Below are 12,276 nucleotides of genomic sequence, written 5' to 3'. Positions count from 1 at the left end.
CCCCGGGCCCCTGCGTCAGGGACGACGAGGACCCATCGATGGCGCGACCGCGCCATGGGTCGAAGGCCGAGAGGCGTCGGGCAGCGGCCGGCGCCGGTCGCGATCTTCGAGCCGCAAGCGGAGCGCGGTGCGAGCCTCGCCGTCGATCTCGATGTCGGCGAAGGACGGGGTGACGACGATGTCGAGCCCACTGGCCGAGAGGATGCCGCGGGCGATCACCGATGCCTTGGTGGCCTGGTTCAGCGCCCCGGCTCCGACGACCTGGATCCACACCGCCCCCGAGGACCGGATGGCTCCGGCGATGGCGCCGGCGACCGAGTTGGGGTTCGACGTGGTCGAGACCTTGAGGGTCTCGACGTTTGTGGTGGCGGGCACCGACAAGGGGTTCGACAGCGCGGAGGTCACTCCTCCCGCCGAGCGCCATCTCACCGTCCCGGGTGCTCACGGGGCCCAGAGGCCAGTGCCCCGGCGGCGCGGCAGCTCCGCCGACGCGAGGCGGACCCGCTCCCGTCCAGGAACGGCACGACCCGCCCGGGAGGGTGCTCCGGGCGGGTCGCGCCGGGCCGAGGGCAGGCGGCAGCCATGTGGGGCAGAGCCACCACCCGCCCGACCAGTGGGACGGACGAGGCCGAGGCCCCGGCCCGCCCCGGCCGGATCACTCCTCGAGGTCGAGGGCGATCGGCTCGTCGTCGGCGTCGGACATCTCGTCATCGGTCGCTTCGAGCTCGTCGCCGATGCCCATCTCCCGACGGATGCGCTCGGAGACCTCGACCATCACCTCGGCGTTGTCGAGGAGGAAGCCCTTGGCGTTCTCGCGGCCCTGACCGAGCTGCTCGCCCTCGTAGGTGTACCAGGCCCCCGACTTCTTCACGATGCCGAGGTCGACGCCGATGTCGAGGACCGAGCCCTCGCGGCTGACGCCCTTGCCGTACATGATGTCGAACTCGGCCTGCTTGAAGGGCGGGGCGCACTTGTTCTTCACGACCTTGACCCGGGTGCGGTTGCCCACGACCTCGACGCCGTCCTTGATGGACTCGATGCGGCGGATGTCGAGCCGGACCGACGAGTAGAACTTGAGCGCCCGGCCGCCGGGCGTGGTCTCCGGGCTGTTGTGCACCATCACCCCGTCGGCGAAGTAGTTGTGGGTGCCCTCGATCTCGAGGTCGTAGCGGTCGCCCCGGTGCATCGCGGTCGTGGCCTTGGGGGCGATCGACAGGATGGGAAGCGGCACCAGCTCGTCGTGGACCGGCGCGAAGGTCGGCTCGACCGCGAACCGTCCGCGGTAGCGGGGAAGCAGCTTGTACTGCATCGACGGATGGACGAACGGAGCGATGAGGGCGTGGAGCTTGGCCGTCTCGTCCTTCGGGAAGGTGAGCACGGCCATCCCCCGGGCTCCTCTCTCCGTGAGCCGAGCGTGGAGGCCCCAGGTGTCGGAGAGGTAATCCCGGAGACGCTCGCGTGAGCCCGGCGAGAACGCCTGGACACAGATCTCCGAGCGCCCGCTGCCGCCGACGGTACGGGCTTCGAGACCCTTCGACCGCAGGGTGAAGCCGCCGTCGTCCTGATACCAGATGGCCAGCGACAGCGGCGTCAGGGCCTTGAGGTAGTCGTCGCTCAGGACCTTGTCGCCGCCCATGTAGACGGAGCGACGAAGCTCGGCCAGCTCTGCGAGGGGCTGCACGTCGTGGAACACCGCACCCTTGGGGTTGGTCGACCGGCTCACCGTCAGGTTGGCGAAGAGAGACGTCTTCCAATCGCCGTACTCGGACTGCCCCGCCCCGTGGCCCCACCGGAACCGGGCGGCATGCCCGGTTCGACTGGGCGACAGAGCGCCGTCGCCCATCACGCCCCCCAGGATGACCTCCCACTGGTGGCCGGAGAGGTGGTGCGGCACGGATTGCATGACCCGATCGCCGACGGCCAGCTCTCGCGCCTCACGCCAGCCGCCCGGCGTCATGATCTGGTGGTTGGGGGTGACGGCGAAGCCGAGGTGGGCACCGGATCCCATCGCCCGCGGGACCCGGAAGTGCAAGAAGTCGTCCGCCGGGCCGTTGTTGAACCAGTTGACCACCTTGCGGGGGACGACGTGACCCGTCTCGAAGTCATACGAGAGCACCTCGACCGGCAACTTCTGGTTGACGATGGTGGCGATGCGCCTCTGGGTGCCATCGGACAGGGTCACCTTGGTGTCGCCCGACAGGCACCCGAACATGACACCGATCTTCTCCCGCAGCTGGTTGATGAAGATGCAGATCGTCTGGGTCTTGCTCAGGTTGCCGGTGAGCTTGCGCAGGGCCTGGGACATGAGCCGGGCCTGGAGGCCGACGTGGGTGTCGCCCATCTCGCCCTCGATCTCGGCCCGCGGCGTGAGGGCGGCCACCGAGTCGATGACGACCACGTCGAGAGCCCCCGAGCGGACGAGCATGTCGCAGATCTCGAGGGCCTGCTCACCCGTGTCGGGCTGGGAGATGAGCAGCTCGTCGACGTCGACGCCGATGTTGCCGGCGTAGATCGGGTCCATGGCGTGCTCGGCGTCGATGTAGGCGCAGATGCCGCCGTTGCGCTGGGCCTCGGCCACCACGTGCATGGCGAGGGTGGACTTGCCCGAGGACTCGGGGCCGTAGATCTCGACCACCCGGCCCCGGGGCAGGCCGCCGATGCCGAGGGCGAGGTCGAGGGCCAGGGCGCCGGTGGGCACCGAGTCGATGGCCATCGAGCCCTTCTCGCCCATCTTCATGACCGCGCCCTTGCCGAACTGCTTCTCGATGCTGCCGAGCGTCGTGTCGAGTGCCTTGTGCCGATCCACGTTCATGGTGGTCCTTTCGTGGGTGGCCCCCATCGGGGGCCGGAGAGGTGCGGCTGCGGAACGCCGCAGCGATCGATGGGGGTGACCCTACGGAGGGGGTGTGACAGTCAGCCGCCGGAGGGGTCCGGCCCGGGGCCGCTGCGGGAGGGAGGGACGACAGGACTGTAGTTTCGAACAATCGTTCGGTCAAGGATCCCGGCCCGGGCGGACGACCGGCGACCGGCCCCGTCCGAGCGCGGGCGCGCCGCCGCGGTGGGCGGCGTCCCTGAGCCGCCGCCCACCGCGATCCGACCGGCGATCAGCCCAGCACGAGCAGTCGCACCGGCACCGCCACCGGCCCGTCGGTGCGGGCGCGGGTGGCAGGCATGGGCTGGACGCGGTCGTAGAACTCCCGGGAGATCACGAGGGAGGCCCAGAAGCGCTGCTCGTCACCGGTGGCGCCCAGCACGTCGACCCAGAACGCCAGGCCCTCCGCGTCGGGCGTCCGTCCGAGGAAGCCATCGAAGGCCAGCCGGACGTCGAGACGGCGGGCCTCGGACGAACCGAGGAAGCCCCGGGCGACCGTGCCGGGGGGTGTGCCGGCCTCGAGCTCACCGACCCAGAAGTCGGTGTCGGCCGACGACGGGGCCCGGCGCAGGACCACGTCGTAGTACGCGTCGATGAGATCCTCCGGGGTCGAGCCGGCCCGGCTCTGGAACTCGGGGGAGCCGAGGAGGCGGGCCTCGAAGGATCGCAGTGTCGCGCCGCGCTGCTGGAGGAAGTCGAGCCAGAACGTCGCCCCTTCGGCCTCGGGGGTCCGGCCGAGGATCCCGAGGTACTCGGCCTCCACGAGCTGGGTCTCGAGCTCCTCGCTACCGGCGAGGGGCACCACCAACGAGCTGCGGGATCCACCTCCTCCGAGCGTCGCGACCCAGGTCGCGGTCTCGTCCTCGGTCGCGTCCCGGCCGACCAGGGCCCGGTGGGCACCATCGGCATACGCGGCGTCGGAGGCCGGGTCGGCCCCGGCCGGCGGCCCGCCCGCCACCAGGGCGAGGACCGTCGCGACAGCGGAGGCGAGGACGGCAGCCGAACGGCGCCGGGGGTGGCGAGGGGGGGCGGGGTGGGACACGGGTGCTCCTGGGGTGCGGGTCGGTCGGAAGGCGGGTGCGGGTGCGGTCACTCGGGGGTCACGATCTCGATGCGGCCGTCGCCACCGGGGACGTAGCGGGGATCCGACGCCGGGATCGTCGGTCGGCCACTGCTGCCGGCGGGGAACGACAGCAGGTACTCGACCCAGGCCTGCTCGTAGGTGAGCGTCACGCCGTCGGCGTCGAAGAGCTGGACCTTGCGATCGGCCGGGATGTCGCGCAGCGTCGTGTAGCTGTCGCCGCCCCCGGCGGTGAAGGTGTTCGTCACGATGTCGACCGCGGGGGCACCGGGCACGGGCACACCGGCGACGATCAGGTCGGTGCCGTCGACCAGCTCGGCGTCGGTGACCCGCGTGCCGGGTGTGGCGACGGTCTGGTCGGGCGGGTCGCCGGTGAGCGTCTGGGGCTGGCCGGACGTGTCGTAGGTGACCCGGATGCCGCCGATCTGGAGGAAGGCGCCGCTGCTGGCGGGCAGGGCGGCCGCGGAGCGCTCGAGGATCTCCTCCAGCTCGGTGGGCGTCACGTCCTCGACCACGGTCATGGTGTTGAAGAAGGCGAGGACGTTGCGGGTGTCGAGGCGGCTGATCGACCCCGGGACGGTGCCCGTCGTCGGCAGCGTGTTGCCGGCGCCCTGGCGGATGCCGCCGCTGTTCTGGATGCCAATCACCGGGTTGTCCGGGCTCGGGGCGGGGAGGCCGTTGGCCGCCGCGTACCGCGTGTAGGCGTCGATGAAGCCGTCGGCGATGCTGTTGCCGGCGTTGCTCTCCCGGCTGCGGACGCCGGGGTTGGACACGTCGAGCAGCACCTCGGTCTCCACGATGGGCTGGGCCAGCTCCTCGAGGCACTCCTCCACGGGGTCGACCGCCACCTCCTCGATCTCGGCGTCGGGCACCACCGCGTCGCTGATCCCCAGCTCGGTTGCCTCGGCGCTGGCGGGCACGACCCGCTTCGGGCCGCTGTCCTCGAGCACCCCGACGACCTCCCCGTCGGCGTCGAAGCTCAGGTCGAGGCGACCGAGGTACTTGTAGTTGCCCGCCGTGGTCACGATGGGGACGTTGCGACCATCGGCGTCGGTGCCGTTCAGCGGGTAGGCGGCGCGGATGTCCTGGGACTCGCCGGGGAGCAGCTCCTCGTCGTCGTTGGCCAGCAGGTCGTCGCCCCCGCCGGCGACGGTGACATCGACGTCGGAGAGCAGCGCCACCAGCTCCTCGTCGTTGGCCACCGCCTGGAGGTGGCTGACGAGGATGATCTTCTCGACTCCGAAGGCGCCGGTCAGCCGGTCGATCTCCCCCTGGACGACATCGGCGGTCGAGGCCAGGTCGGAGGAGGTGACCTCGACGTCGCGGGGCGAGGAGATCGCCGGCAGGTCGGGGGTCGTGGCCCCGACGACGCCGAACCGGGCGCCCGTGAAGGGATCGGTGTGGATGAGCGACCGAGCGACGGTGCGCCCGTCGGAGGCCCGACCGACGATGAGCCCGTCGTCATCGATGAGATCAGACCAGGTGGGCTCGCCGGAGAAGTCGAGGTTGGCCGAGAGGAACGGCTGGTTCCGCACGCCGTTGATGTCCGAGCTCCGGACGAAGCGCTCCAGGAAGTCCGGCGAGTAGTCGAACTCGTGGTTGCCGAAGATGTGGGCGTCGTAGCCCATCCGCTTCTGGGCCTCGGCGTCGTAGATCGGGGTCGTCGCCGGGTTGGGCGGCAGGCTGCACGACAGCGCCGCGCTGGCCAGGTAGGCGTCGCCGGCGTAGACGTTGAGCACCGAGCTCAGATCCGCACGGGCATCGGCGCGCTCGCGGTCGGTCACCGCGGCGTAGGCCGACATCCCGGCCACCGGGTACTCGGTGCCATCGGCGTTGTAGGTCAGCGGGGTGATGGTGGACTCGCCGTCGTTGTTGTGCAGCAGCGAGAGGGTGCCGGCGCCGTCGGGGTCGCTGACCCGGTACACGGTCACGGTGCCGGTGACCTCGTTGCTCGACAGGAGGAGGGGCGCGCCGCCCGGCGCCGCGGAGGCGGGCACGAACTCGAGGCCCTCGGGGCCGCTGTCGGGGCCGACCTCGGCGCCGCCGAACACCCGGGGGTTGACGTACTGGTGGAACACCGGGGCAGTGGGGTCGGTGACGTCGTAGGCCATGATGCCTCCGACCCGCTCGAGGCCCACGAAGGCGTAGGTGCGACCGTCGATCGCACCGGTGGTGACGGCCTCGGGCTCGGGTCCCTTGTCGTCGCTGCGGGTGTCGAAGCCGTCCTCGTCGTTGTTCGAGTTGAAGAACTCCGGGTTGGTCTCGGCGGTGATGCGCTCGAAGTCGTCGCCGCTGTCGAAGACCCGCGCCCCGGTCGCCGCGTCCCAGATCGAGAACGAGCGGGTGCCGAAGGCGGTGATGCGCTCGTAGTCGCCGTCACCGTCGGTGTCGCCCGACGCGGTGGTCACGTTGAGCCGCCCGAGCACGTCGTCGGCCTTGAGGGCCGCGGCATCGGGGTAGGCGTCGGGATCGAGGACGTAGTCGTCGTCGCCGACCCTGACCCCCTCTTCGTAGTCGCCCCACTCGCGCGCGTCGCCCTCGTTGGCGGTCATGTAGTACGTGGAGCCCCCGGAGGCGATCGACGCGATGGCGTCGGGCATCGGGAGGCCGGTCACCGGGTGGTTGGCGATGGCCACGGTGCCGTCGCGGTTGCTGGGGTCGAGGCCGCCCCCGCCCGAGAAGTCCCGCCCGGCGAGGGCGTCGATGCGCGTGACCCGGCCACCGGCGAGGTCGATGGTGGCGACCGCGTTGTTCTCCTGGAGGGTGACGTAGCCGGTGCTGGAGCCGGGGCTCACGGCGACGTACTCGGGCTCGAGGTCCTGGGCCACCGAGGCCCCGGGGCCGAAGATCCGGACGCCGCTCCCGAGCTCGTCGTGACGGCGGGCGCCCTCGTTGAACGCGGTGAAGCGGACCTGGCGCACGGCGCCGGGGGTGGTTCGCTTCCACGCCGACTGGGCAGATGTGAACAGCGGCGCCTTGATGACCGTGACCGACCCCTCGGGGTCGACCGTGTAGTCGTCGTTGGGCTCACCCTCGTTGGCGACCACCGCGAAGCGCCCGTCGGGGCTGAAGGTGACCATGTCGGGCTGAGCGCCGGCGGGGGCGGTGCTGATGAAGCGGCCGTCGATGTCGAAGAAGACGGCCTGGCCCCGTGCCGTCTTGGTCGCACCCTCGACGGCGGCCACCACCGCCGTGCCCCGGACGTCGACGCTGTTGACGCTGCCGCCGTAGGGGCTCATGTCGACCTGTTCGCTGAGCGTCGGGGTCGTGGGGTCCGACAGGTTTACGAAGTCGAGGGAGTTGTCCGCCGAGTTGACCACCACCATGACCCCCTCGCCGTAGGCGACGATCTCGGCGCCGCCCTCGCCCTGGCCGGTGTCGTAGCGCCCGACCGGCGTCAGCGCCCAGTCCGGGTCGTCGGGGACCGACGGGGCCTGGCCCGGTGCGCCGGTGCCCGGCGCCGGGGCCGGCGGCGGGGTGGCGGGCTGGCAGGCCGCGAGCACGGCGACGAGCACGATCGCAGCGAGGACGGGACGGGAGCGACGCATCGGTTCTCCGGAGGGTCGGGGGACGCCCCCGATGCTGGGACAGCCGGGTGAGGCCCACGCCGCCGCCGCCCCACGCCTGGGCGACCGTCAGGTGAACTTCCCGGACCCGGCACCCGCCCACCACCACCCACCGATGGTGCGCCTGCGGATCAGTAGGGCGTCGTGTTGTCGGTCGTGGCATCGCCGGCGAGGCGGGCGGCCAGGCGGGCACGAAGGATGCCGAGGCCCGAGATCACCGAGAACTGACGCACCCGCAGACGATCGCCCGGGAGCTGGAGGCGGATCGACGACACCTCGCCGTCGATGTCGAGCCCGACGAACACCGTGCCCGGCACCTCGCCGTCCTGCGGCTCGGGGCCGGCCACACCGGTGAACGAGAGGCCGACGTCGGCCCCGAGGACCGAGCGGACGCCGGTGGCCATGGCCTCGGCGGCGGCCGCGCTGACCACGGGGCCGTCGGGCACGGCGAGCAGGTCGACCTTGACCGCGGAGGAGTAGGAGACGAGCGCGCCGCGGAAGCTCGCCGAGGCGCCGGGCACGTCGGTGATCCGCGAGGCGGCCAACCCCCCGGTGAGCGACTCGGCCAGGCCGAGGGTGAGCCCGGTGTGCCCGAGCAGCATCAGCACCGCGCTCTCCATGGTCTCGTCGTCGAGCCCGAAGACGAGGTCGGGGCCGAGGATTCCGCGCACCTCGAGCTCCTCGGCCGCGAGCAGCGCCTCGGCTGCGTCGGTGGACACGGCCTTGGCCGTCAGGCGCACCTTGAGCCCTTCGATGCCCGAGGCCAGGAAGGCAATGGTCACCGCGCCGGCGGCGTCGCCCGACGCCGCGGCGCGGTCGAGCTCGGTGATGCGACCGGCGAGGCGCTCGGCGAGGCCCGACTCGCTCTCGCCCCAGGTCCGGAGGGTCCGGCTGCGGATCACCGCCTGCACCCCGGCGCGCGCCTGGAGGTCGGGGAAGATGGCCCCGACCATGATCTCGGTCATCTCATGGGGCACCCCGGGCACCGCGTAGATGACCTTGGCGACCGGGGTGCCGCCGGGGCCGGGCCGGGTGAAGGGGCAGATCAGACCCGGCGCGGTGCCCGGTTGCGGGTCCGAGATGGCGGTGGCGCCGACGGGCACCTCGGCCTGGCGGAGGTTGTTCATCGGCATGCGCCGGCCCCGCCCGCCGAACATGGCCTCGATGCGCGCCGCGACCTCATCGTCAAGCTCCAGCTGAACGCCCATCACCCGGGCGATGGCGTCGCGGGTGATGTCGTCCTGGGTGGGTCCCAGTCCGCCGCACACGATGACGGCATCGGCTCGGTCCACCGCCTCGCCGATGACCGCCACGACGCGATCCAGGTTGTCGCCCACCTTGGTCTGGCGGAGCGAGTCGATGCCCACCAGCGCCAGCTGCTCGCCGATCCACGACGAGTTGGTGTCCACGATCTGGCCGAGCAGCAGCTCGGTCCCCACGGCCACGACCTCACAGCGCACGGCGGGCAACCTACCCGCGCCCCCACTGGTCCCCGGCCCCCACCCGCGCCTCCACTGGTCCGCGGTCCCCCACCCGGCCCCCACCCACCCCGAACTGGTCACGGGATCGGGCGTCCCAACCCCCGAAACCGCTACCAGTTGGGCGACGGGGACGCCGCCAACCCGAACTGGTACCAGAATCGGGCGTCCCGCCCCCCAGATCGGCGACCAGTTGGGGATGGGTGCCGGAACGGTCGGCGGCGGGACTGTCAGCGGCGGGACTGTCAGAGGGCGATGCCGACGTACTTGGTCTCGAGGTACTCGTCGATGCCCTCGGCTCCGCCCTCGCGACCGAAGCCGGAGTGCTTGACGCCACCGAACGGCGCGGCCGGGTTCGACACGATGCCCTGGTTGAGCCCGACCATGCCCGTCTGAAGCGCCTCGCAGACGGTGATGGCCCGGTTGAGGTCGCGGGTGTAGACGTAGGACACCAGGCCGAACTCGGTGTCGTTGGCCCCGGCGATGGCCTCCTCGTCGGATGTGAACGTCGTGATCGGGGCGACGGGCCCGAAGATCTCCTCTTTCAACAGGCGGGCGTCGCCGGGCACATCGCCCAGCACCGTCGGGGCGTAGAAGTAGCCCCGGTCGCCGACCGCCTCCCCGCCGGTGAGCACCGTGGCGCCCCGGTCGACGGCGTCGGACACCAGCTCGGACACCTTGTCGCGCGTGTCGGCATCGACCAGCGGCCCCACCTCGACGCCCTCCTCGCTCCCGCGCCCCACCCGCAGGGCGCCCATGCGCTCGGTGAGCGCCGCGGTGAACTCCTCGGCCACCGCCTCGTGGACGAGGAACCGGTTCGCCGAGGTGCAGGCCTCGCCGCCGTTGCGCATCTTGGCGACCATGGCTCCGTCCACCGCGGCGCTGACGTCGGCATCGTCGAACACGACGAACGGCGCGTTGCCGCCCAGCTCCATGGAGAGCCGCAGCAGCTGCTCGGCCGACTGCTCGACCAGGCTGCGCCCGACCTCGGTCGATCCGGTGAATGACAGCTTGCGCAGCCGCGGGTCGCGCACGAGGGGCTCGATGACCTTGCCGGTGGTCGACGTGGTGAGGACGTTGAGCACGCCGTCGGGCAGGCCCGCCTCGGCCAGGATCTCGGCCAGCTTCAACATGGTGAGCGGGGTGGAGCGAGCGGGCTTGATGACCATGGTGCAGCCGGCGGCGATGGCGGGACCGATCTTGCGGGTGCCCATGGCCAGCGGGAAGTTCCACGGCGTGACGAACAGGCACGGGCCGACGGGCTGGCGCATGGTGACCAGCCGGGCGGCGCCGTTGGGGGCGGTCGACCAGCGGCCCGATATGCGCACCGCCTCCTCGGAGAACCAACGGAAGAACTCGGCGCCGTAGGTGATCTCGGCCTTGGAGTCGGTGAGGGCCTTGCCGTTCTCGAGGGTCATCAGCAGGGCCAGGTCGTCGGCCGCCTCGGTGATCGCCTCGAAGGCCGAGCGCAGGATCTCGCCCCGGTCACGCGGCGGCGTGCGGCCCCACTCGTCCTGGGCGGCAACCGCCGCGGCCAGGGCCGCGTCGCCGTCGCCAGGGGTGGCGTCGGCGACGGTGGTGATGACCTCGCCGGTGGAGGGGTCCTCGACCTCGATCTCGGCCCCGCCCGAGCCGGGCCGCCACTCCCCGCCGATCAGCAGGCCCTGAGGCACCGCCTTCACGACCTCAGCCTCGTGTCCGGTGAGCGGGCTGGACGATGCCATGGAAGACCTCCGTGTCTGGGTCGGCGCAAGAACGGTCGCCGGGCCAGTTGGCTTCCCGCTCATCCGCCCCCGACACAGACGAGGTCCCAGCCGCACCTCGGGCCGCTCACACCCTGACGGCGTGGCGCTCAAAAGGCGCGGCCGCCCGGCCCGCTGCGGTAGTGGTACCGATTCCGGGGGCGGGAGCCCCCGATTCCCCTACCAGTACGACGATGGGGACCAGGACGGACCGTCGTGGTAGCGGTCCTGGGGGCCAGGGCCCCCGAATCCCCTACCAGTTCGACGGGGGTCGACGGCAGACCGCACGCGGCACCCGGACGGGTGCGGTTTCTCGCCCTCGCGGCCCGCGTCCTAGGTTCCACGGCGACGCCGAACGCTCCCCGGAGGACACCGTGCGCAGCCCCAAGGACTTCTTCCGCCCCCTCGCCGTGGGGGCTCCCGAGCCGCTTCGGGAGATCCCGGTCCGGCCGTCGCGGATGATCCACTTCTTCCCGCCGTCGAACGCCAAGATGGTCTCCAAGGTGCCGGACATGGCGGCCAAGGTCGACGTGTTGCTCGCCAACCTCGAGGATGCGGTGCCCGCCGATGAGAAGGAGGCCGCCCGAGCCGGGCTGGTCGAGGTGGGCCGCGCCTGGGACAGCACCGACACCCAGCTGTGGACCCGGGTCAACGCCCTCGACTCGCCCTGGGGGCTCGACGACCTCACCACCGCGATCACCGAGGTCGGCGACAAGCTCGACGTGGTCATGATCCCGAAGGTCGAGGGACCCGAGGACATCCACTACGTCGACCGCTTGCTGGCCCAGCTCGAGGCCAGGGCCGGCCTCGAGCGGCCCGTGCTCGTCCACGCCCTGCTCGAGACGGCCCGGGGCGTGGCCAACGTCGAGGAGATCTGCGCCGCCAGCCCCCGGATGCAGGGCCTGTCGCTCGGCCCCGCCGACCTGGCCGCCAACCGGCGCATGAAGACCACCCGCGTCGGCGGCGGCCACCCCGGCTACCTCGTGCGCCAGGACCCGGTCGAGGGCGCCCCCGAGGCGGCCCGCACCACCTACCAGCAGGACCTCTGGCACTACACCATCGCCCGCATGGTCGACGCCTGCGCGGCCAACGGGATTCTCCCCTACTACGGCCCCTTCGGCGACATCGCCGACACCGTGGCCTGCGAGGACCAGTTCCGCAACGCCTACCTGCTCGGCTGCGTCGGGGCCTGGAGCCTCCACCCGGTGCAGATCGACATCGCCAAGCGGGTGTTCAGCCCGGACCCCGCCGATGTCGCCCACGCCCGGCGCGTGGTCGAGGCCATGGGCGACGGCACCGGTGCGATCATGCTCGACGGGAAGATGGAGGACGACGCCTCGGTCAAGCAGTGCCTGGTCATCCTCTCCCTCGCCGAGGAGCTGGCCGAGGGTGACCCCGAGCTGGCCGAGCGCTACGGCCTCGCCGGCTCGGAGGCCTGATCGCCGTGGCCGACGACACGTCCACCGACCCCACCCACCGCCCTGGTGGAGTCGGCTCCGCCGACGCCGATCCAACGCGTCGCCCGCGCCGCTCGGTG

The 12,276-nt window shown here is 71.7% G+C and carries 6 protein-coding genes and 1 pseudogene; 1 reads left to right on the top strand and 6 read right to left on the bottom strand.

Translation table 11 applies throughout. The annotated features are described in order from the left end of the window. Nucleotides 1-99 precede the first annotated feature (99 nt). The 6 genes and pseudogenes from VNL12_RS06510 to VNL12_RS06485 all read right to left on the bottom strand — a co-directional run. Nucleotides 100-375 (bottom strand): annotated as a pseudogene (locus VNL12_RS06510) (stage V sporulation protein S); the annotation flags it as partial. 280 nt (nt 376-655) lie between these two features. Beyond that, nucleotides 656-2,812: a recombinase RecA gene (gene recA / locus VNL12_RS06505; RefSeq protein WP_325592723.1), complete on the bottom strand. Its 2,157-nt coding sequence runs from the start codon at nt 2,810-2,812 to the stop codon at nt 656-658. Nucleotides 2,813-3,104: 292 nt separating this feature from the next. Next, nucleotides 3,105-3,914 carry a DUF4214 domain-containing protein gene (locus VNL12_RS06500; protein ID WP_325592721.1) on the bottom strand — a complete coding sequence of 270 codons (810 nt, stop codon included), beginning with the start codon at nt 3,912-3,914 and terminating at the stop codon, nt 3,105-3,107. A 47-nt stretch (nt 3,915-3,961) separates the two neighbouring features. Then, on the bottom strand, nt 3,962-7,501 hold the full coding sequence (locus VNL12_RS06495) for a choice-of-anchor I family protein (protein WP_325592718.1): 3,540 nt from the start codon (nt 7,499-7,501) through the stop codon (nt 3,962-3,964). A 149-nt stretch (nt 7,502-7,650) separates the two neighbouring features. Then, complete coding sequence (locus tag VNL12_RS06490) at nt 7,651-8,979, bottom strand: CinA family nicotinamide mononucleotide deamidase-related protein (protein WP_325592716.1); 1,329 nt, start codon at nt 8,977-8,979, stop codon at nt 7,651-7,653. Between the two features lie 263 nt (nt 8,980-9,242). Then, nucleotides 9,243-10,721: an NAD-dependent succinate-semialdehyde dehydrogenase gene (locus tag VNL12_RS06485; protein WP_349257809.1), complete on the bottom strand. Its 1,479-nt coding sequence runs from the start codon at nt 10,719-10,721 to the stop codon at nt 9,243-9,245. A 392-nt stretch (nt 10,722-11,113) separates the two neighbouring features. Here VNL12_RS06485 and VNL12_RS06480 point away from each other — a divergent pair, with 392 nt between their 5' ends. Then, entirely contained in the window at nt 11,114-12,178 is a 1,065-nt protein-coding gene (locus VNL12_RS06480; RefSeq protein ID WP_325592712.1) for a CoA ester lyase, read from the top strand. Nucleotides 12,179-12,276 lie beyond the last annotated feature (98 nt).

The organism is Iamia sp. (assembly GCF_035575815.1).
Taxonomy (GTDB): domain Bacteria; phylum Actinomycetota; class Acidimicrobiia; order Acidimicrobiales; family Iamiaceae; genus Iamia.
This window is presented reverse-complemented; position numbering and strand designations above follow the sequence as displayed.

Excerpts from the sequence above, each read along its gene's own strand:
- VNL12_RS06485 (WP_349257809.1), bottom strand. The coding sequence starts at position 10,721 with ATGGCATCGTCCAGCCCGCTCACCGGACACGAGGCTGAGGTCGTGAAG.
- VNL12_RS06495 (WP_325592718.1), bottom strand. The coding sequence starts at position 7,501 with ATGCGTCGCTCCCGTCCCGTCCTCGCTGCGATCGTGCTCGTCGCCGTG.
- recA (WP_325592723.1), bottom strand. The coding sequence starts at position 2,812 with ATGAACGTGGATCGGCACAAGGCACTCGACACGACGCTCGGCAGCATC.